Source organism: Microbacterium sp. SORGH_AS_0428, from assembly GCF_031453615.1.
Taxonomy (GTDB): domain Bacteria; phylum Actinomycetota; class Actinomycetes; order Actinomycetales; family Microbacteriaceae; genus Microbacterium.
Genome location: NZ_JAVIZT010000001.1, coordinates 1,929,758 through 1,950,373, shown reverse-complemented (window position 1 = coordinate 1,950,373; position 20,616 = coordinate 1,929,758). Strand labels below are relative to the sequence as shown.

Here is a 20,616-nt window from a genome sequence, read left to right as displayed (position 1 = left end):
TTCTAAGGGGCGGATCAGGCGCCCGGCGCCACGGGCTCCGAAACGGGACCCGTCGTATTACCCGGACGGAACACAGAGGTCAGCAGGATGTCGGGGGGCACGACGCCCTCGAGCATCGCCGACACGGCGATCCCCGCGGCACGCCCCTTCTCGGCGGCAGGCTGCACCATCGTCGTCAGGGTGAGCGGCGCGACGCCGTCGACCGAGACGCCGTCGAACCCCGTCACACTCACGTCCTCGGGAACGCGCAGTCCGGCATCGTGGACGGCTCGGATGATGCCCGCCGCCAACACGTCGCTCTGCGCGAGGATCGCCGTGGGTCGCTCACCCGGTGCCGTCAGGATGGCACGGCCCGCGGAATAGCCCTCGTCGATGAGACTCGCCGCGGCCGCATACACGCGGGCATCCTCGAACACATCGAGGGCGCCTTCGAGACGCTCGCGGGTGACGTCGACGGAGATCTGCGACACCGACTCCGGATCGAACCATCCCGTGCCGTGTCCCCCGCCGACCGGAAGAGCGACCACCACGACGCGTCGGTGCCCGAGCTCTCGCACGTGCCGGGCGATGACGGCCTGCGCGTCGCGGTTGTCCAGCCGGATGCGGGGGATCCCCTCGCCCGCATCCCCTTCCACCACGACGACCGGGACCCCCCGGCGCTGTAGCACCTCAAGGTCGGCGCGAAGCCGCGTGCTGCAGCCGATGAGCACGAAGGCGTCGGCGGGGGCGGCGGGGAGGGCTGCTCCGCCCGATTCGTCGTCGCGGAGCAGCAACAGGCCGCTGCCGCGCTCGGCGACACCCTCGGCGAGGCCGTCGAGCATGATCGTCGTCACGGGGTCGCGGAAGGCCGCGCGGAGCCGGTCGCCGATGACGACGCCCACGACGCCGGAGCGTCCGAGACGCAGGGACGCCGCTCGCGGGTCGGGCCCGGAGTAGCCGAGTTCGGCGGCAGCGGCGAGCACGCGCGAGCGGGTCGCGTCGGAGACTGCGGTCTTGCCGCTGAACACCACCGACGCGGTCGAGGCGGCTACTCCCGCCTGACGGGCGACGTCGGCAATGGTGGCACGGCGTGCGTTCATGGTCCCTCGATGCTAACCCCCCGCGCCGCGACAAGGATCGAATCGATTCGGTAAGGTGAGCGCATGGAAACAGTGCTCTCCCGTTCCCAGGTCGTGCGATGGCGCACCGCCGTCTTCGCGATCTTCCTCGCGAGCGGTCTGAGCATCGCCACATGGGCCTCCCGCGTGCCGGCGATCAAGATCGCGCTGGGCATCGACAACATCCAGGTGGGCATGCTCCTGCTGGGCATGGGCGTCGCCTCCATCCTCGGCCTGACCGCGAGCTCCGCGATCCTGGCGCGCTTCGGTGCGCGCAAGGGGATGCTCGGAGCACTGTTCTTCGTCGTGCTCGGTCTCGTGCTCATCGGCGTGGGCACCGACTACCTGCACACGTACGGGGTCGTCCTTGCGGGTCTCGCGCTCTTCGGCTTCGGCAACGGCTCGCTCGACGTGATGATGAACGTCGAGGGTGCGGCGATCGAGAAGCAGACCGGCAAGACGATCCTGCCGCTGTTCCACGCCTTCTTCAGCTTCGGCACGGTGATCGGCGCGGGCCTCGGCACGGCGGCCGCCGCCATCGCGTTCAGCGTGGTGGGCCACACGGCGATCGTCGCCGTCGTCATCGCCGTCCTGGCCGTCGTGACGGCCTCCAACGTGCCGGCGCGTGACGTCGCGATGGACGTCGACGCCGCGGATGCGCCGAAGGGATGGGGCGAGCGCATCCGTCTCGCACTGAGCGCGTGGAAGGAGCCCCGCACCTACACGCTGGGCGTCATCATCCTGGGCATGGCCTTCGCCGAGGGCAGCGCGAACGACTGGCTCTCCCTCGCGGTCGTCGACGACCACGGAGCCGACCCGGCGCTCGGACCCGCGGCGCTGACGGTGTTCTCGGTAGCCATGACCGTGGTGCGCGTCTTCGGCGGACCACTCGTCGATCGCTTCGGCCGCGTCGTCGTGCTGCGCTCGCTCGCCGTCACCGCGGCCGTGGGACTCGTGCTGTTCATCTTCGCGCCGAACATGCCGCTCGTGTTCGTCGGCGCGGCGCTGTGGGGGATGGGCGCATCCCTCGGCTTCCCGCTGGGCATGTCGGCCGCGGCCGACGATCCGCAGCACGCAGCGGCGCGGGTGAGCGCGGCGGCCACCATCGGCTACGTCGCGTTCCTCTGCGGGCCGCCGATCCTCGGCTTCATCAGCGAGCACATCGGCCTGCTGAACACGCTGCTGATCATCGTCGGACTGATCGTGGCGTCGGGCTTCTTCTCCGGCGCCGCCCGCCCGCTGGCCATCGCCTCCGACGAGAAGGCGCCGCGCGGTCACTGAGCGGCGTCACCCCGCGCGATCGCCACGGCGTGCGAACGACTGTCGGCGCCCAGCTTCGTCAGCACACTCGACACGTGCGTCTTCACCGTCGGAACGGAGATCTCCAGCAGCGCGGCGATCTGATGGTTGGAGCGCCCTGCCGACAGGGCGGCGAGCACCTCGCGCTCGCGCGGCGTCAGCGCGTCCAGCGCCGCGGTGGCGGGGGAGCGCTCCGCAGGTCGCGTGCGTCGCGCCAGCACCCGCCGGGTGACCCGCGGGTCGAGGACCCCGTCGCCGCGGGCGACGCTGTGCACTGCATCCACGAGGGCCGCAGCCGACACCGTCTTCAGCAGGAATCCGACAGCACCCGCGTCGAGCGCCGCATCCACCAGCTCGTCCTCGTCGAAGCTCGTCAGCACGAGCACCTCGCTCGTGTCGTCCTCCCGGATGCGGCGGGTCGCCTCCACGCCGTCCATGCCCGGCATCCGCAGGTCCATCAGCACGACGTCCGGCCGCAGGGCCCGCGCGTTGCGCACCGCCACCGTGCCGTCCGCAGCCTCACCGACCACCTCGACGCCGTGGGCGACGAGCATGATCCGCAGTCCCTCGCGGATGGCGGCGTGGTCGTCGGCCAGGAGCACTCGCGGCGCGCTCATCCCGACACCGCCGCAGGGATGCGGGCCTCAACGCACCATCCATCGGCGCGGGGTCCGGCATCCAGCCGGCCGCCCAGGGCCTTCGCGCGTTCGCGGAGCAGCTCGAGGCCCCAGCCGTTCCCGACGAGCCGAGCGGGTGGCGCGGATGCTCCGCGGGAGTCCACCCGCACGGACACCTCCCCGGACTCCTCGACGAGCCGGATGCGCACCTCGGCTCCGGGTGCGTGACGGACACAGTTCGCCAGCGACTCCTGCACGATGCGAGCGACGGCCTGGTCCACGGGCGTGCTGAGATCGGCGGCGAGGTCGTTCTCGAGCGACACCTCCAGTCCCGAGCGGCGCGCGGCCTCGGCGAGGTCGTCGATCGACGCGACGCCCGCCGGCGCCGCGATCTGCGTGCCGCCGTCGCGGAGCACGGCGATCATCGTGCGGAGCGTGTCGTGCGCCTCCCGCGAAGAGTCGCGCACAGCCCGGAGTGCGGCGCGATCGGCATCCGGATCCGGCGGCATCGACAGCGCCGCCTCGGAGCGGATCGCCATCGCCGCGACGTGGCCGGCGACGACGTCGTGCAGCTCGCGCGCCATGGCGTCGCGTTCGCCCTGCACCGCCGCATCCCGCTGCCGCGCACCCTCGTGTCGCGCGTCCTCCGCCTGCTGCCGATGCAGCGCGACGAGCTCCCGCGACTGCGCCACCGCGGTGCCGTACCAGTACCCCAACCCGGCCAGGGCGCCCAGCTGCAGAGCGACGAGGAAGGCGGCGCGCGCGTCGCCGGTGATCCACCCGGCCGCGATCGACATGACCGCGACGACCGACACCGTGCCCGCGAGGATGCCGCGGCGGTGCTCGGTCTCGCGCGTGGCGAGGTACAGCACATCGACGGCGACGATCAGCGGCACGAGTCCGCCGAACACGAAGACGTCGACGGCCATGACCATCGCCGCGGCGATCAGCACGGGGATCGGCCACCGGTCCCGCACGAGCACGAGCGCCACGGCGGTGAGCGCGGGGATCAACGCCCACCACGCGGATGCGGCGGCGAACACACTGGGCACGATGGCACCGGACACCGTGAGTCCCAGCGCGCCGGCGGCGAGCGCGATCAGCAGATAGATGAGCGCGTCGGCGGGCCCCCGGTGCCGGCGCACCCACTCACGCAGCCGGAAGACCTCTGCTTCGCCCATGCGTTCATGCAAGCACAGGCATGCGTCTGCGGCATCCGTCGAAGGACGGAGGCGCCGGGGAGAGGGTGCGTCCTTCGCCCGATGTGCGCAAGCCGTCCCCGCCGAAGACTCGGAGCGTGGACCTCATTCCCGGCGCCCCCTTGCCGCTCACCCTGTTCGTGCTCGCCCTCGTCGACGGACTGAGCGTCGGCACCCTCGTCATCCCCCTGCTGCTCATGATCGTGCCGGGCAAGGTGCGCGTCGGGCGCCACCTGCTCTATCTCTCGACGATCTCGCTCTTCTACCTCGCGGTCGGCGTGCTGTTCCTGCTCGGGCTCATGAACGTCATCGACGTGGTCGGCGACTTCTTCTCCTCGACCGCCGGGGCCGTCGTGCGCCTGATCGTCGGCGCCGCACTGCTGATCGCCGCCTTCGCGATCCCCGCGAACGAGAAACGGATGCGGGAGCGCCCCGACGCCGGCCCCGGGCGCATCGTCCGGTGGCGCGACCGGCTGGTCGCCGACGGAGTGCCGGCGCGCACCGTCATCGCCGTCGCGATCGCGGCGGGGATCGTCGAGCTGGCGACGATGCTCCCGTACCTGATCGGCATGACGCTGCTCGCGGAGTCGCCGCTCACGCTCCCGGTGCAGGTGGGAGCCCTGACCGCCTACTGCCTCGTCATGATCCTGCCGGCGCTCGTACTGCTGGGCCTGCGAGTCGTCGCGGCGCGCCTGATCGAGCGCCCCCTCGAGCGTCTCGCGGGATGGTTCGCGCGCACGGCCGGCGAGACCACATCGTGGATCCTCGGCGTCATCGGCTTCCTGCTGGCGCGTGCGGCGGCGACGGAGCTCGGCCTGTTCGATCTGCTGTGAACGTCGAAGACGGCCTCCGCGGCAACTAGGCTCTTCGGGTGCGTCTCGTCATCGCCCGCTGCTCCGTGGACTACACCGGCCGCCTCAACGCCCATCTGCCCCTCGCGACCCGCCTCCTCGTCCACAAGGGCGACGGCAGTCTCCTCGTGCACTCCGACGGCGGCTCCTACAAGCCCCTCAACTGGATGAGCCCGCCCTGCTCTCTGGCGGTCGAGGAGCCCGACGAGGATGCGGCGAGCGCCGGCGTCATCGAGCAGTGGCGGGTCACGCACGCCAAGACCGGCGACGCGCTGCTCGTGCGCCTCTACGAGGTGATCCACGACTCCAGCCACGAGCTCGGCGTCGACCCCGGTCTGCAGAAGGACGGCGTCGAGGCCGACCTGCAGCGCCTGCTGGCCGAGCAGGTGGGGGTCATCGGCGAGCACCTCACCCTCGTGCGCCGCGAGTTCCCCACCGCCATCGGGCCGGTGGATCTCATGCTGCGCGATCCGGATGCGGGCACGGTCGTCGCCCTGGAAGACGAGACGCCGCGTGCCCTGCACGTCGCCGTGGAGGTCAAGCGGCGAGCGGGCATCGACGCGGTGGAGCAGCTCACGCGCTATCTCGACCTGCTCAACCGCGACTCGCACCTGCGGCCCGTGCGCGGCGTGCTCGCGGCGCAGGCGTTCGCACCGCAGGCGCGCACCCTCGCGACAGACCGCGGCATCGACTGCGTCGTGCTCGACTACGAGGCCATGAAGGGCATCGACAGCGGACTGCCGACCCTGTTCTGAGTCGCCCCGCGGCGGCGACCCGCCGCCCGGCGCACGATAGCGTGGGAACCATGTCCGTCGGATCCCCTTTCTCCTGCATCCTCTGGGACGTCGACGGCACGCTCGTCGACGCGTCCGACGGGATCCTGCGCCGCCTGACGATCACCCTCGAGCACTTCGGCCTTCCGGCGCCGACACGCGCCGAGCTGGTGCACTGGATCGGTCCTCCCCTGTACGAGTCCTTCCAGCACCACGCCGGGATGACGCCGGAGGGCGCCACGGACGCGGTCACCTTCTATCGCGAGCTCGGCAAGGCCGACGGCTACACGACCGACGTGAAGCTGTACCCGGGGGTCAAACAGATCGTCGACGACCTCGCCGCCGCGGGAGTGCCCCAGGGCACGGCGAGCTCCAAGCCCGAGAACCAGGTGCAGGCGCTGATGCTGCACTTCGACCTCGCGGAGCACATGACGGCCATCACGGGGGCGACCCCCGACGAGAAGACGCTCGCGACGAAGGCGGACATCGTCGCCGAGGCCCTGCGGCGGATGCGGGCGGCCGGGGTCGACACCTCGCGTCCCGTGCTGATCGGCGATCGTCACCACGACGTCGACGGCGCATCGGCAAACGGGGTCCCGACGATCTTCGTGCGCTGGGGCTTCAGCTGGCCGCACGAGTCCGAGGGCGCCCAGGCCGTCGTCGACAACGCCGCCGAACTCCACGCACTGCTGCTGGTCGACTCCGACGCCTGAGCCCTGCGCGTCGCTATCGTGAGCGCATGACGACGCACGACGCCGCCAGCCGGCCGAGGCCCCGCGCGGCGATACGGGTCGCGCAGCGCGTGCCCGCGACTCTCGTCCTGGTCGCCGCGCTTTTGGTGACCGGGATCGCCACCGGTGCGCTCTGGCATCCCTTCCACCGCAACCCCGGCATGGAGCTGTGGGCCTACGGCTGGCCCGCCCTCGAGGCCGGCCGCTGGTGGACGCCGGTCACCGGGACGTTCCTCATCGGCTACCCCGGCCTGTACCTGTTCGCGGTGGCGAGCTTCGCCGGGATGGCGTACCTCGAGTTCCGCCGCGGCACCCGCGTGGCGCTCGCCTACTTCACGGTCGGCCAGCTCTTCTCTGTGCTGGCGGCGGCCCTTCTCGTCTGGGCGCTCTCGCTCACCGGCTGGCCCTGGGCCATCACGCAGGCGGGTGCACTGGATGTCGGACCCTCCGGCGGCGCGTTCGCCGCCATCGCCGCGGCCGTGGGGCTTCTCCGCGCGCCGTGGCGCATGCGCGTCTGGCTGCTGCTTCTCGGCTACGTCTTCGTCACGATGCTGTTCTGGGGCAATCTCGACGACATCGAGCACCTGTTGGCGGTGGTGCTGGTGCTCTTCGTGGACCGCTCGCTGCGCCCGCAGCGCACGACCGTACGCGAGCAACGGCTCGTCGCCTTCCTCGCACTGACCATCCTCGCTGTCCTCGAGATGATCGTCTTCGTTGTCCCGACGCACGGCCCCTTCGGATCTACCGCCCCCGGCTCCGGCTCGGTCTGGGACGTGGCGATCGACGTGGTGGCGATCGCGCTCATCGCCAACGGGTTGCGACGCGGCCGTCGGTGGGCGTGGATCCTGGGGCTCGTGCTGACGAGCCTGAATCTTCTGTCGTTCGCTCTGCTCATCGCCCTGATCGCCCTGACGAGCTGGACCGAGGCTGCCGACGTCCTCTCGGGGGATCCCTCGCTGTCGCTCGCGACCGGCGTGCTCTGGCTGCTCGTTCTCATCTACCTCGTCTGGGTGCGCGGCGCTTTCCGCGCGCGCCGTCGCACGCGCATCGGGCAGCCGCCGGCTCCGGATCAGACCGCGCTGCGCGAGCAGCTGCACCGCTTCGGCGGGGGGACGCTGTCGTGGATGACCACCTGGGAGGGCAATCACTACGCCCGCGTGTCGGAGAGCATCGTCGCATTCCAGAGTCGCGCGTCCGTCGCGCTGGTGCTGGCCGACCCGATCGGCCCGGAGGAAGACGCGCGCGCCGCCGTGTCGGCGTTCATCGACTCGGCCGAGCGCGCCGGCCTCGTTCCCTGCTTCTTCAGCGCGGGCGAGCGAACCCGCGACGCGGTGCCGGAAAGCTGGCGCAGCCTCGTGGTGGCCGACGACACGATCGTGGACCTTCCCGGACTCGAGTTCACCGGCAAGGCCTGGAACGCCGTCCGCACGTCCTTCAACCGCGCGGGGCGCGAGGAGATGACGTTCCGACTCACGCGGCTCGCCGACGAACCGTGGGGGATCCGCGCTCAGCTGCGCGCGATCTCCGAGAGCTGGGTGGGTGACAAGGGCCTCCCGGAGATGAGCTTCACCCTCGGCACCCTGGCCGAGGCCGCCGACCCTGAGGTGCGCCTCGCGCTCGCGATCTCGCCCGCGGGGGATGTCGACGGGTTCCTGTCGTGGCTGCCCGTCTACGCGCCGGGCGGCGGCATCCACGGCTGGACGCTGGATCTCATGCGCCGGCGTGAGGGCGGCTTCGGGCCCGTGATGGAGTTCCTGATCGGCTCGTCCGCCAAGGCCTTCTCCGAGGAGGGTGCGCAGATCATGTCACTGTCGGGAGCGCCGCTCGCCCACGACTATCCGCCGGATGCCGGACTCATCGCCGAGTTGAGCGGCAAGCTCGCCGAGGCGCTGGAGCCCGTCTACGGCTTCCAGTCGCTGCACCGCTTCAAGGAGAAGTTCCATCCGCGGTACGAGACCATGTACCTGCTCTACCGCGACGAGAGCGACCTCACCCGCATCGGCCTCGGCCTCACGAGAGCCTTCCTGCCGACGGCGACGCTGCGCCAGTTCGCCGGCGCGGGTCTCGAACTCGTCCGCGGCACCTCCTGACGCGAACGCAAGAAGGACGGGATGCCAGGCATCCCGTCCCTCTTGTCGATTCGCGCCTCAGAGAGCGCGGATCTTCGCTGCCTGCAGACCCTTGGGGCCCTGCTCGACCTCGAACTCGACCCGCTGGTTCTCCTCGAGCGAGCGGTATCCGTTGCCGTCGATCGCGCTGAAGTGAGCGAAGACGTCCGCGCCCCCCTCATCGGGAGCGATGAACCCGAAACCCTTCTCGGAGTTGAACCACTTGACCGTACCCGTCGTGCTCATGCCTTGCCTTCTTGTGCGTCCGGCACCCTCTGCGCCAGTGACCTCCCACCGTAGCGGCGCGGAGTGGTCAGTGGGGAAGAGTTGCAGATGGTGACGAAATCGTTGCACGGGCGACGCGGGCCGTTAACCATTCGACGCCCGGGCCGAGCAGAGCTCATAGGCCCGGGCGTCGACGGATCCCCCCGGATACGTCGCGCGGAGCGCGACAGCGATCACTCTACTGTGTCGCCGCCGAATCACCACAGAGATTCCCCGGCGACAGGGCAAAACTCCGCGGTCGCTCGGCAGGCCGCGCCGTAGACTGATGGCGCCATGGCCGACCACCCGACATCGCGGCCGCCCCGCCGTCGCCGGATGCTCGGAGACGAGGTCTTCGAGCTGCTCGGTCGCGCCATCCGCGACGGAAAGCTCGCCCCCGGACAGTCCTTGCGCGACGTGGAGCTGGCCGAACGCTTCGGCATCTCGCGCACGCCGGTGCGCGAGGCGCTGCAACGGCTGGAGCGCATCGGACTCGTGGAGATCTCCGCGAACCGGTTCACCCGCGTCACCGTGCCCACCGAGCGCCTCATCGCGGACACCCGCGCCTTCATCGTCGGCTTCACGGCGGAGGCGCTGCGTGCGGCGCTGCCGACGTGCACGGACGAGCAGCTGGCCCTCCTCGTCGCCGCTTACGACCGCATGCTCGCCAGTCCCGTCGGCACAGGCGGGCACACCGAATCGTCGACCGCCTTCTTCCGGACGCTCTCGATGGCCACCGGCAACATCGTGCTCGGCCGCTTCATCCGCGAGACATCGCTCACACTCGAGCGCAATCTCCAGGGCTGGGCGTTCATCGACGTCACGTCCGACACGGGGCGTCGAGCCGGCGAGGCCTTGCGCGGTGCCCTCGTCACCCGCAACGCCGCGCGAGGCGACGCGGTCCTGCGCGCCTACCACCGCGAACGCGGCCAATGAGAAAGGCCCCCTCCTGCTGGGGGGAGCGGAGGGGGCCGTGGAGCCCTTCGATTGGGGGAGGTGAAGGGCTCGTGCAACCAGAGTACCCCTGTCCCCCATATGGGGGACAAATCGGTGTCATCGCATAACCAACACTCAGGTTCTCCTGCAAGAGCCGTCACGCCCAGTCGAGCGCGGAGCGCCTGTGCCAGTAGGTCTGCGGATCGACCGCGAACGACGGCATCGGCAGGATGCCGTCCGGCGCACTGCGCTCGGCCCCGCGACGCAGCTGGTCGTCGGTGGCGGCACCGCTGAGCACGATGTCGGCCCATTCCTGGCGACGAGCCACCGCGAATGCGTACTCGTCGACCGTGAGGGATGCGGTGCGCGCCGCATCCCGGAGCGCGTTCGGCGCGTGGGCATCGCTCAGCCAGCCGTTGGCCAGCACCTCCTTCAGCACGACGGTCCAGCCGGCCTCGTGCGCGCGCTCGAGAGCGGGGCCCGCCGAGGCCTCGAAGACGTTCCACGTCGACTGCACGACCGAGAAGAGGTCGCCATGCTCCTGCCTCGCCCGGTCGATGACCTCGGCCTGACGGGGCCCGCTCGTCGAGATCCCCACGCGCACGCCCGCGTCGCGGATCTCAGCGATCCGCTCGAGCAGCGCCGCGTCGGCGAGCGCGGGGGAGTCGGGGGTCACCGAGTGGATGAGGTAGAAGTCCGGTGGTCCGCCGAGGGCGGCGAGCGTCTCGGGCCACTGCCGGTCGAGCATCGCGAGCGTGTGCTCCTTGCGCTCATGGATCGCCGCCGCCGGATCCCAGGCGCCGACGTACTCGTAGCCCCACTTGGAGCCGATCGTCAGCGAGGAGCGGCGGTCGGGGTGCGCGGCGAGCCAGGAGCCGAGGAACTCCTCGGCGCGGCCGTAGGAGCGCGCGGCATCCACGTAGCGGATGCCCAGCGCCCACGCGGTGTCCAGCAGCGCGTGGACCCGGCTCTGAAGCGCGGCGACCGAGCGGGCCGCGGGGGATCCGAGGTCGTGTTCGCGATCGCTCGTGATGTAGGCGGGTCGCCCCACGGCCGCGAGACCGAAGCCGAGTTGCGCCGTGTGCGCTGATTCCTGCATGTGCCCATCCTCCGCGTCGCCGTCTCCAGTATGGGATGCGGCGCGCGAGGTGTGGTGGGCGCCGCCACCCGAGCGGCGCCCACCGAGGCCGAGGGCAGCGATGTCAGCGATCCCGTCACGACCGCCCGACGCGGCATGATGACGGGCTCTCCCCCCAAGGGACACCGCCGCATCCGCGGCAACGGTTCCAGACAACCCGATCGGATGCGGGCCGTCATCATCCGTATGGATGAAATGCCCTCGTCCTGCGGTCGGATCCTGCCGCCGCACGGCGGCGACGGTCCACCATAGGATCGGCGGCGGAGAAGCCCCACCCCGACGAGACGAGAAGGCCGGCACCGGATGCGACCAGTCCCCCCATCCGTCGCCGTGGCGTCGGCCGGGCCGTTCGCCCTCCTCGACCGCTGGCGCACGAGTGTGATCTTCGCGGCGATCATGTGCGTGGCGACGCTCGCACAGGTGCTGGTCACACCCGTCTCCGCTCTCGTGGACACCGGCATGAACTGGACGCTTCCGCTGAGCCCCGGCGTCATGATCACGGCACTCACGGTCGGGTGCATGCTGCAATCGGCCAGCCTCGCGCTCAGCGCTCGGCATCCGGTCCTGTCGCTCACGGCGACGATGGTCTCCTATGTCGCGCTGCTGTTCCTCACCGACGCCCCCACGTGGCTCGCCGCGATGCAACTGGTGATCGTGCTGGCGCTCTTCCTCGTCGCCGCGCGCGCGAGCCCGGCGCTCGCTCTCGGATGGGCGGCGCTGGTCACCACGGCGATCGCACTCGTGTGGGTCGGCTGGACGACGACGCTCGGCGAGAACCCCGCGCACGTCGTCGCCTTCCTGATCGCGGAGATCACCCGCTTCGCCCTCCTCGCCTTCTCGGCGGCCGCCCTCGGCATCTGGTGGCACGTCGTCGTCTCACGCGCGGAGCGGGCTCGACGCAGTGCCGAAGCCGTCGAGCACGAGCACGAGGAGCGCGTCGAGCAGGCGCGGGCGGCTGAACGCGCGCGCATCGCACAGGAGCTCCACGATGTGGCCGGGCAGCATCTCGCGGGACTCATCACCCTCGCCGACGCTGCACTGAAGATCGCACCGGCGCATCCCGCCGATGCGCTCGAGCTCGTGGAGGATGTGCGCGCCGAGGGCAGGTTCGCGGCTGCGAGCCTGGCCAGCGCTCTGCAGGATCTCCGGGCGGTGGACTCCGGGCCGGTCGAAGTCACCCGGGACCTGCGTCGGTCCGCAGAGCTCGTCGAGTTCTGGCGGGCGCGCGGCGCGGACGTGCGGCTCGTGTGCACGGCGACCCCGGACGACCTGCCGGCCGTCGTCTCGACGACGGCGTACCGCGTCATCGCGGAATCCCTCACGAATGCGGCCAAGTACGCGCCCGGTGCGCGTGTCGACGTAGAGGTGGAGCTGTCCGAGGGTGCGCTGGAGGTCAGCGTCGCGAACGCGCCCGGACCGCACGACGCCCAGCGCCATCCGGGTCTCGGGCTCGGGTGGGGGCTCACCGCGCTGGGCGACCGCGCCGAGCTGCTGGGCGGCTCCCTCACGGCGATGGCGACACCGGACGGAGGCTGGCGCGTGCGCACCCGCCTGCCGGTCGCGGTGGCCGAGGCCTGACGTGGACACGCACCGGCAGCCCATCCGCGTCCTCATCGCGGACGACAACCGCGCGGTCAGGCGGGGCCTCCGGCTCCAGCTCGAGCAGACCGCCCAGATCCACGTCGTCGGCGAAGTGGCAACGGGAGAGGATGCCGTCGCGCTCGCCCGGTCCGAGCGCGCGGACGTCGTGCTGATGGACCTGCAGATGCCGGCGATGAACGGTCTGGAGGCGACCCGCATCCTGCGCCGCGACGCGCCCGAGGCGACGCCGGCGATCATCGTGATGACCAGCTTCGCCGTGGACCAGCTCGTGCTGGAGGCGTTGGACTCCGGCGCGGTCGGCTACCTGCTGAAGAGCCACGACTCGGACCAGCTCGTGCCCGCCATCCTGGCCGCCGCGCGCGGCGAGGCTCTCGTGTCGTCGCGGGTCACCGCATCCATCCTCAAGGAGCTCGTGCGCCGCCGCCCGGCCGCCGCGGATGCGGACGCACTCCAGTCGCTGTCGCCCGCCGAGAGGCGTGTGGTCGCGACTCTGGCCGTCGGTGTCACGGGCAGCGACGCCATCGCCGCGCATCTACACCTCTCGGTGCACACGGTGCGCTCGCACCTCCAGTCCGCGATGCGCAAGACCGGCGCGCAGGATCGCACGCAGCTCGCCCTCTGGGGCGTGCGCAACCGTCTCGACGCCCCGGCGCCCTCAGCGCCGTCGCCGGTCGATCGACCGGGCGGAGCAGGATGAGGCCCCGACGCATCCCCGGACACCCAGCGCACTGCCAGGTACCGCCGCTGCTGCGCGAAACGTCGGCAGTGTAGGAAGGACGAGCAACGCACTCTCACGACATCAGGGGGACATCGTGGAGGAAACCGGCTACATCCGTGCGCGCCTGAGCGCACCACCTGGCGCGGGAGCCGCCTGGCGAGCGACGCTGCGCTTCATCAACGGCGACGGCGACGCCGTCGCCCGCCGAGAGGTCGAACTCGAGGCGACCCGCACCGAGGACGTACCTGCGGCACTCCACGCCGCGATCGCTGCGCTGGTCGGCGACGAGATCGAAATGGCCGAGGGCCTCCCACCGCTGACCGGCGACGTCGTGGAGCTCGAGGTCCCGCTGCGCTGCCGCCAGAACGCATCCTGACGAAGGCTCCGGCCTCTCAGCGCCGGGACAGCAGCGACGTCACCTGCAGACGTCCGCTGTGGATCCAGACATCCGAGAACTCGATCGGACGACCGTCGGCGAGGTAGGTCACCTGCTGCATGTACTGCACGGGTTCACCGACGCTCAGGCGCAGCGCCCGCGGCGATCTCATCGGTTGCGGCCTCCGCACTGAACGTCCGGCGGGCGGTGCCGATCTTCATCCCGAACTTCCCCTCGAGGGTTCCGAACAGGCTCTCCCGCGAGAAGTCGGTCTCGAGGATGCCCGGGGTGAGATCCAGCCTCACGTAGTTGGTGAGGAGGGTGACGGGATCGCCGTCGGTGGAGCGCAGCCGCGACAGCCGCAGCACCTGGCCGCCCGCGGGCACGTCCAGCAGAGCCGCCACCGGCCGCGGCGGCTCGATGGCCTCGGCGCTTCGTACCTCGGTGTCGAACACGACCCCCTGGTGGGCGAAGTCCTCCGACAGGGTGCTGAGACGCTGTGCGATCGCGGGCTCGAAGGTGGTCGACGTCACGAACGTACCGCGGCCTCGGACCTGACGCAGAAGCCCCTCCTCGATCAGCGTCGTCAGAGCACGCCGCAGCGTGCCACGACTCACGCCCAGCTCGGCGGCGAGTTCGGGTTCGCTCTTGAGCCGGTAATGAGCGGGCCACTCACCGGTGGCGACGCGATTGCGGATGCGCTCGGAGATCTGCGAGTGAATCGCCACCGGAGCGTCTCTGTCGATCCCGGCTGCCGCCTTCTCGCTGCTCATAGCTCCCCCTGACCTTTCGTCTATCGTCCCGCATCCGCTGCGAATCCGGTGCGGGCTGTGGGCACGGCGTGCGCCGCCCCACAGCCCCCGGGCGTCAGTAGCTGACGGTCGAATCGTCGCCGGTGTCGGTCACGATCTGGATACCCGCACTGGTGCCCATGAGCACAGCACCCGCGTCCAGGAGGCTCAGCGCCTGCGGGTAGCTCTTGATGGAGCCGGAGGCCTTCACCTGCACACCGTCACGGGCCCGCTCGACGAGATAGCGGACGCTGGCGGCGTTGGCCGTCTCGATCGCGCCGCTGGAGGCGTTCTTGAGGAACGCGACCCCGGCCTCCTGCGCCAGCTCGACCGCGGCCTCCTTCTCCGCGTCGGTCAGCAGCGGAAGCTCGAGCATGACCTTGACGGGGATGCCCGCGGCGCGCACGACGCCCGCGATGTCCTCTCGGAACGCGTCGTACATGCCGCTCTTGAGCCAGCCGATCTGCACACCGATGTCGAGCTGCGTCGCCCCGAGACGGGCGATCTCGGCCGCCTCGGCCGCCTTTCCGGCGCTGGTCATCACCCCGACGGTGGGAAAGTCGAGCGCGGACGCGATGCCGATGCCCGTTCCGGCGAGCTCCGCGGCGACCACCGGCACCCAGGATGCCGGCACCATCGCCGCGTTGAAGCCGTACTCGACGGTCTCCCGCGCGTGAGCGATCATCTCGTCGCGTGTGGTGCCGAGCTCGATCTTGGTGTGCTGGATGTAGGGGGCGAGCTCAGCGGGCTTCAGCGGGGTGGACGGGGACGTCACGGTGTCGGACACTTTCTTCTTCTTTCTGTTGGCGGTTCGGGACGAGCTGATGCTCAGAGCTTGGACGCGTAGTAGTCCGGGGCGATGACGCCGTCGCCGCCGAACCAACGGGGGACATCGACTCCGCAGAAGAGACCGATGTTGCCCCAGGGTTCGAACGCTCCCGTGCGCACGATGACCTTGGCCTTGTGGGCGAGCTCGCCGAGCATGTCGGCGTGCGAGCGGGTGGTGAACTCCGCGTCGGCGAACCTGCCACGCAGCCACTCGTCGAGTCGGGGGTTGTTCGTCGTCACGTCCTGCGCGCGCACCACGCCTTCGACGACGATCTCGCGGGAGATGAGGTCGAGGACGGTGCGCAGATCCGGCAGGTTCTCGGCGATGGCGAGGTCGATACGGTGGGCGTCGCGCGGGATCGGAAAGCCGGCGTCGACGACGAGGACGAGATCGGTGTGACCGAGCGTGGCCAGTGCACCGCTGAGCTCGGCGTTGAGGATGCCGTGTCGCTTCATGATGTCTCCTGTCTGTGAGGGGGTGGGCGTGGTGCGGCTCAGGCGGCGGCGCCTGCTCCGGTCGCGGCGGTCATGATCGACTCCTCGGTCGCCGTGGCGGAGTCGACGACGTCGACGACGCGACCCTCGGCCATCACCACGATGCGATCCGTCACGGTGAGCAGCTCCGGCAGATCGGACGAGGAGCAGAGGATGGCCACGCCACGGTCGGCGAGGGCGAAGAGCTGCTCGTAGATCTCGGCTTTGGCTCCGACGTCGACTCCGCGAGTCGGCTCGTCGAGGATGAGAACGGCGGGATCGATCGCGATCCATCGCGCGAGCATCGCCTTCTGCTGGTTGCCGCCGGAGAGGTTCGTGATGGGCTGATCCATCGTGGCGGTCTTCACGCGAAGCCCCTCGGCGAGCGTGCGCGCGCCTCGGTCGAGCGCGCCTCGACGCACAAGGCCCGCCCGGCTCAGCGCCTTCACGGTGAGCACCGCGATGTTCTCGGCGACGCTCATCGTCGTCAGCAGTCCCTGTGCCCTGCGCTCTCCGGGCACGAACCCCAACCGGCGTTGCACGCTGGTGATGGGATCGCGCTTCGCGTACGGCTCGCCGAGCAGTTCGACGCTCCCGGCATCGCCCTTGTCGCTGCCGAACAGATGGTGCAGCATCTCGACGCGCCCGCTGTCCGGCAGTCCCGCGACACCGACGATCTCGCCCGGTCGCACGTCGAGGTCGACCCCCGTGTGTCGCTTGCCGGTCAGCGAGCGCACCGAGAGAGCCGGTGCGGCCGCTGCGGCCAGAGCCGGTCGTTGCTGCGCACGAGACGCGAACTGACCGAGCTCGCGCCCGACCATGGCCGCCACCGCTTGGTCGGGAGTGACCTCGTCCCGGCGCCATGAGGCGACGTGGCAGCCGTCGCGGAGGACCTCGATGCGGTCGGCGAGTCGGAAGACCTCCGGCATCCGATGCGAGACATAGACCATCGTGGTGCCCTGTGCCTTCAACGTCTGCATCAGTGCGAACAGTCGGTCGGACTCGGCCGGTGTGAGCATCGCCGTCGGCTCGTCCAGGATGAGCACGCGGCACTCGCGCGCGATCGATCGGGCGACGACGACGAGTTGCTGGGTGGCGAGATCCAACGACCGCACGGGAGTCGACGGATCGAGCCGGAGTTCGAGTTCCGCCAGCAGCTCCGTCGCACGGGCGAGCATCCGTCGTCGGGACGGGAAGAGGCGGTTGCCCGGTTCGATGCCCGCGAGGATGTTCTCGGCCACCGAACGGTCGGGCAGCAGAGACAGTTCCTGGGGAACGATCGCGATGCCGTGCGCGGTGAGCATGTCGGCGGGTTCGAACGACGTGACGGTCTCACCGAAGACGGTGATGCTTCCCCCGCTCGGCGGCTGCAGCCCGGCGAGGATCTTGAGGAGGGTGGACTTGCCCGCGCCGTTCTCGCCGAGCAGGGCCGTCACCTCGCCCTCGGTGATGTCGAAGCTCACGTCCTGAAGCGCCACGACCGGACCGAATCTCCGGGTGAGGTGCTCGATGCGGACGGCGAGCGGAGGAAGCGTGCTCATCAGCCCTCCACCGTGGCTTCGTCGAGGTTCTCGAGCGTGATGAACTGCGCGCCCGTGTCGACGCCGGTGATCTCGGTACCCTTCGTGAGGAAGTCGTACAGAACCTTGACGGCCTGATATCCCTGTTCCTGCGGGTTCTGGCTGATCGTGAACGAGACGACACCGTTCTTCACGAAGTCGGCCGTCTGCGGCAGCAGGTCGAATCCGACCATCGTGATCTTCCCGGTGTTGCCCGTCTGCTGGACCCACTTCGCGGCGGCGGTGGTGCTGCAGCAGTCGAGGCCCGCGATCGCGACCGCGTCGGACTGACCGGCCATCGTCGACTCGACCGTGTTGTAGGCCGCGTTGGGCTCGTTGCCCACGTTCACCGGCCCGACGATCTCCAGTCCCGACCCTTCCAGCCCCTTCTCGAACCCGCTGAAGCGGTCGTTGGACCAGCCGGCGCCGGTGTCGAGCGAGAAGACCACGACCTTGCCCGTGGCGCCGTCGCCGAGAACCGAGAGGAGCTCTTCGGACTCGGACTGGCCGGATGCGGCCAGATCCTGTCCGACGAAGCCCATCTGCTTGGAGCCCGGGTTGTCCGTGTTGAACGAGATGATCGGGATGCCCGCGTCATAGGCCTGCGCGATCACGGGCTTCAGCGCGTCGCTCGACGAGCTCGAGACCGCGAGCGCATCGACGGACTGCTGCTGGATGAGGGTCTGCAGTTCGGAGACCTGCTTCGCGGCGTCGCCTCCGGTCGGCCCGATGAGCTGGACGTCAGCGCCGAATTCTTCGCCCGCCCGCTCCATCCCGGCCGAGATGGGGGTGGCGAAGGCCAGAGACGGGTCGTGGTAGCTCAGCTTGATGCGCAACGGCTCGCCGTCGTCGATGCGCTTCTGGATGTAGTCGGCCAGCTGGAAGCCGCCCGACGACGACGAGGACTCGGTTCCGGTCGTGATGGCGCCGCAACCGCTGAGGGCGAGAGCCGCCGACGCGGCGACGGCCGCAGTGGCGAGCAGGCGCCGGGCGATACGTGAGAGGGACATCGATACTCCTTTGTTGGTGTCCGCGGGTGGGGTGGGGAAAGAGGGGTCGGGCTCAGGCCTTCGTCTTGCGGCGCCGCTGCCACGTGTCGGCGGCGACGGCGGCGACGATGACCAGACCGGTGACGACGGTCTGCCAGAACGACGAGATCCCGTTGATGTTCAGGATGTTCTGCAGCAGGCCGATGAAGACGACGCCGATGATGGTGCCCCACATGGTGCCGGAGCCGCCGAAGAGGGCTGCGCCACCGATGATGACGGCGGAGATGACGGTCAGCTCGAGGCCGGTCCCGGTGACTCCCTGCACGTAGGACAGGAAGGACAGACCCAGCACGCCGGACACGCCGGCGGTGAGTCCCGAAAGGACGAAGGCCGTCAGCTTGACCCGCTTCACGTTGATGCCCACGAGGCGGGCGGCCTCCTGGTTGCCGCCGACCGCGTACGTGTTGAAGCCGAGACGCGACCGTGAGAGCAGGACGATGCCCGCAGCGGCGATCACGGCGAAGATGATCAGCTGCATCGGGACCACGCCGAACAGTCGGCCCTGGCCGATCAGCGTGAACTCGGCGACACCCGGCTGGTCGCTGGAGAGTGAGATCGGCGCGCCATCCGAGATGAGCAGTGTCACCCCGCGGAAGATGCTCAGGCTGCCGAGGGTGACGATGAAGCTGGGCACGCCCAGCAGCACCACGGCGAGTCCGTTGAGCAGGCCGGCCACGATGGCGACGGCGAGCCCGATGACGATGGCGAGGGGCCAGGCCGTGCCCGCCGTGATGGCCATGCCTGTGGTGATCGCGGAGAGCGCGTAGATGGAGCCGACGGAGAGGTCGATCTCTCCGTTGATGATGACGAATGTGGCACCGATCGCCATGATGCCGATCTGCGAGATCTGCTGGCCGACCGAGAGCAGATTGCCGCTCTGCGCGAAGTTCGGCTGCAGGACGACGCCGAGGATGAACAGGAGCACGAGCGCCGCGAACACGCCGGCCTCTCGAGCGTGCAGGAGCTTTCGGGGATTGAACCGGGTGGACTGCGTCGGTGCAGCGATGGCGGTCATGACGGGTTTCCAATCGGGACGGTGGTCAGCTTCGGGAGTCGCTCACGTGTCGGCAGGGCCGGGATGACCCCCGCGATCGTGACGGCGTGGGCGCCCGCGTGCGCTGCGAAGCGCGCCGCATCGGCGAGCGACGCGCCTTCCGCGAGCCCCATGGCGAGAGCCGCGGTGAAGGCGTCGCCGGCGCCCGTCGTGTCGACGATCTTCGCGGCATCGACCGGCGCGATCTCCTCGAGTCCGTGCTCGTCTGCGAGCAGCGCGCCCTGCCCGCCGCGCGTGAGGATCACGGCACCGCCGGTGCGCTCTCGCAGCCGCGAGACGAGTTCCTCGTCGCTGAGACCATGACCGGGCGCAAGCCCGAGGAGAACGGGCGCCTCCGTCTGGTTCGGGGTGATGACGTCGATCATCGACCAGATGTCTTCGGGGAGCGCTCGGGCAGGCGCCGGATTCAGGAGCGTGCGTGTGCCCCGTGCGCGGCCGACACGCAACGCCTCGAGCACCGCCGGCTCGGGGATCTCCATGGAGACCACGAGCACGTCTGCCGCGGCGATCTCTTCCGCGAAGCCGCGCACCGCGACCTCGTCGAGCTCGTCGAGCGCGCCGGGCGCGATCGTGATGCGGTTCTCCCCCGAAGGCTCGACGAGGATGAATCCGACCATCGTCGGACGCGTCCCGGTCACGACGTGGGCATCGTCAACGCCCTCCGCAGCCCACAGTCGGCGGGCCGCGTCGCCGAATGCGTCTCGGCCGACGGCCGTGAGCAGGGCGACCTCCGCGCCCAGGCGCGCGGCACCGATCGCCTGGTTGGACCCCTTACCGCCGGGTCCCTCGTCGTACTCGCCGCCGGACAGTGTCTCGCCCGGTCCGGGAGCCTTCGGGACCCGCATGGTCAAGCCGGCGCCGTAGCTGCCGACGACTGCGATCTTCATCGCTGTCGACTCCTTTGTCTATGAACAACCCTGTACATGGAGAAAGTTAAAGGGTCCGACACCGCTTGTCAAACGGAACCTCGACGAGCCTGCGGAGCACCCACCGCCAGATCGCACCGACGGGAGTGAGCGGCGGCCCCGCAGGATCCGGCGGGCGGCGGTGACGCGGGCCTCGAGCCGCTTCAGCGCACGATTCGGCACTCTCGGATCTCCGCGGATCGGCGGAACCCCCACGAACGGCAGCGTGCGCAGGGCTACGACAGAA

General features: G+C 70.1%; 22 protein-coding genes. 9 read left to right on the top strand and 13 right to left on the bottom strand.

Translation table 11 applies throughout. The annotated features are described in order from the left end of the window. Window positions 1–14: 14 nt before the first annotated feature. Window positions 15–1,079, bottom strand: a complete 1,065-nt coding sequence (locus QE374_RS09375; protein ID WP_309734250.1) for a LacI family DNA-binding transcriptional regulator — start codon at window positions 1,077–1,079, stop codon at window positions 15–17. A gap of 63 nt (window positions 1,080–1,142) precedes the next feature. Between QE374_RS09375 and QE374_RS09370 the strand changes: the two genes are divergently transcribed. Continuing rightward, window positions 1,143–2,378, top strand: coding sequence for an MFS transporter (locus QE374_RS09370; RefSeq protein ID WP_309734248.1), 1,236 nt, complete (start codon window positions 1,143–1,145; stop codon window positions 2,376–2,378). Here QE374_RS09370 and QE374_RS09365 read toward each other — a convergent pair. Both QE374_RS09365 and QE374_RS09360 read right to left on the bottom strand, forming a co-directional pair. Then, on the bottom strand, window positions 2,372–3,013 hold the full coding sequence (locus QE374_RS09365) for a response regulator transcription factor (protein ID WP_309734246.1): 642 nt from the start codon (window positions 3,011–3,013) through the stop codon (window positions 2,372–2,374). The two genes, QE374_RS09370 and QE374_RS09365, sit on opposite strands and share 7 nt — an antisense overlap. Continuing rightward, window positions 3,010–4,194 carry a histidine kinase gene (locus QE374_RS09360; RefSeq protein WP_309734244.1) on the bottom strand — a complete coding sequence of 395 codons (1,185 nt, stop codon included), beginning with the start codon at window positions 4,192–4,194 and terminating at the stop codon, window positions 3,010–3,012. The genes QE374_RS09365 and QE374_RS09360 overlap by 4 nt, the downstream gene beginning before the upstream one ends. A gap of 116 nt (window positions 4,195–4,310) precedes the next feature. Here QE374_RS09360 and QE374_RS09355 point away from each other — a divergent pair, with 116 nt between their 5' ends. The 4 genes from QE374_RS09355 to QE374_RS09340 are packed head-to-tail and all read left to right on the top strand — an operon-like array spanning window position 4,311 to window position 8,657. After that, window positions 4,311–5,045 (top strand): GAP family protein, encoded by a 735-nt coding sequence (locus QE374_RS09355; protein ID WP_309734242.1) that lies wholly within the window; start codon window positions 4,311–4,313, stop codon window positions 5,043–5,045. Window positions 5,046–5,083: 38 nt separating this feature from the next. Next, entirely contained in the window at window positions 5,084–5,818 is a 735-nt protein-coding gene (gene nucS, locus QE374_RS09350) for an endonuclease NucS (RefSeq protein WP_309734240.1), read from the top strand. A gap of 50 nt (window positions 5,819–5,868) precedes the next feature. Beyond that, window positions 5,869–6,549: an HAD hydrolase-like protein gene (locus QE374_RS09345; protein WP_309734238.1), complete on the top strand. Its 681-nt coding sequence runs from the start codon at window positions 5,869–5,871 to the stop codon at window positions 6,547–6,549. A gap of 26 nt (window positions 6,550–6,575) precedes the next feature. Continuing rightward, complete coding sequence (locus QE374_RS09340; RefSeq protein WP_309734237.1) at window positions 6,576–8,657, top strand: DUF2156 domain-containing protein; 2,082 nt, start codon at window positions 6,576–6,578, stop codon at window positions 8,655–8,657. A gap of 57 nt (window positions 8,658–8,714) precedes the next feature. On the opposite strand, the gene QE374_RS09335 is transcribed toward QE374_RS09340, so the two are convergent. Beyond that, on the bottom strand, window positions 8,715–8,921 hold the full coding sequence (locus QE374_RS09335; RefSeq protein WP_137418469.1) for a cold-shock protein: 207 nt from the start codon (window positions 8,919–8,921) through the stop codon (window positions 8,715–8,717). A gap of 312 nt (window positions 8,922–9,233) precedes the next feature. Here QE374_RS09335 and QE374_RS09330 point away from each other — a divergent pair, with 312 nt between their 5' ends. After that, window positions 9,234–9,875, top strand: coding sequence for a GntR family transcriptional regulator (locus QE374_RS09330; RefSeq protein ID WP_309734234.1), 642 nt, complete (start codon window positions 9,234–9,236; stop codon window positions 9,873–9,875). 157 nt (window positions 9,876–10,032) lie between these two features. On the opposite strand, the gene QE374_RS09325 is transcribed toward QE374_RS09330, so the two are convergent. Further along, a complete protein-coding gene (locus tag QE374_RS09325; protein WP_309734232.1) occupies window positions 10,033–10,974 on the bottom strand; it encodes an aldo/keto reductase in 942 nt (313 codons plus the stop codon). A 342-nt stretch (window positions 10,975–11,316) separates the two neighbouring features. Between QE374_RS09325 and QE374_RS09320 the strand changes: the two genes are divergently transcribed. From QE374_RS09320 to QE374_RS09310, 3 genes are all read left to right on the top strand, one after another. Then, on the top strand, window positions 11,317–12,591 hold the full coding sequence (locus QE374_RS09320) for a histidine kinase (RefSeq protein WP_309734230.1): 1,275 nt from the start codon (window positions 11,317–11,319) through the stop codon (window positions 12,589–12,591). 1 nt (window position 12,592) lies between these two features. Continuing rightward, window positions 12,593–13,312, top strand: a complete 720-nt coding sequence (locus tag QE374_RS09315) for a response regulator transcription factor (RefSeq protein WP_309734227.1) — start codon at window positions 12,593–12,595, stop codon at window positions 13,310–13,312. A gap of 115 nt (window positions 13,313–13,427) precedes the next feature. Continuing rightward, window positions 13,428–13,709 carry a hypothetical protein gene (locus QE374_RS09310; protein WP_309734226.1) on the top strand — a complete coding sequence of 94 codons (282 nt, stop codon included), beginning with the start codon at window positions 13,428–13,430 and terminating at the stop codon, window positions 13,707–13,709. A gap of 16 nt (window positions 13,710–13,725) precedes the next feature. On the opposite strand, the gene QE374_RS09305 is transcribed toward QE374_RS09310, so the two are convergent. From QE374_RS09305 to QE374_RS09270, 8 genes are all read right to left on the bottom strand, one after another. After that, complete coding sequence (locus tag QE374_RS09305; protein ID WP_309736663.1) at window positions 13,726–13,830, bottom strand: hypothetical protein; 105 nt, start codon at window positions 13,828–13,830, stop codon at window positions 13,726–13,728. 13 nt (window positions 13,831–13,843) lie between these two features. Further along, on the bottom strand, window positions 13,844–14,482 hold the full coding sequence (locus QE374_RS09300; RefSeq protein WP_309734224.1) for a GntR family transcriptional regulator: 639 nt from the start codon (window positions 14,480–14,482) through the stop codon (window positions 13,844–13,846). 94 nt (window positions 14,483–14,576) lie between these two features. Continuing rightward, window positions 14,577–15,287, bottom strand: a complete 711-nt coding sequence (deoC, locus tag QE374_RS09295; RefSeq protein ID WP_309734221.1) for a deoxyribose-phosphate aldolase — start codon at window positions 15,285–15,287, stop codon at window positions 14,577–14,579. A gap of 41 nt (window positions 15,288–15,328) precedes the next feature. Next, window positions 15,329–15,784 carry a D-ribose pyranase gene (gene rbsD, locus QE374_RS09290; RefSeq protein ID WP_309734219.1) on the bottom strand — a complete coding sequence of 152 codons (456 nt, stop codon included), beginning with the start codon at window positions 15,782–15,784 and terminating at the stop codon, window positions 15,329–15,331. A gap of 38 nt (window positions 15,785–15,822) precedes the next feature. After that, complete coding sequence (locus tag QE374_RS09285; RefSeq protein WP_309734217.1) at window positions 15,823–17,343, bottom strand: sugar ABC transporter ATP-binding protein; 1,521 nt, start codon at window positions 17,341–17,343, stop codon at window positions 15,823–15,825. After that, window positions 17,343–18,371, bottom strand: coding sequence for a substrate-binding domain-containing protein (locus QE374_RS09280; RefSeq protein ID WP_309734215.1), 1,029 nt, complete (start codon window positions 18,369–18,371; stop codon window positions 17,343–17,345). Before QE374_RS09280 ends, QE374_RS09285 begins: the two co-directional genes overlap by 1 nt. Before the next feature lie 52 nt (window positions 18,372–18,423). Next, entirely contained in the window at window positions 18,424–19,425 is a 1,002-nt protein-coding gene (locus QE374_RS09275; RefSeq protein WP_309734214.1) for an ABC transporter permease, read from the bottom strand. After that, on the bottom strand, window positions 19,422–20,351 hold the full coding sequence (locus QE374_RS09270; RefSeq protein ID WP_309734212.1) for a ribokinase: 930 nt from the start codon (window positions 20,349–20,351) through the stop codon (window positions 19,422–19,424). Before QE374_RS09270 ends, QE374_RS09275 begins: the two co-directional genes overlap by 4 nt. Window positions 20,352–20,616: the final 265 nt, after the last annotated feature.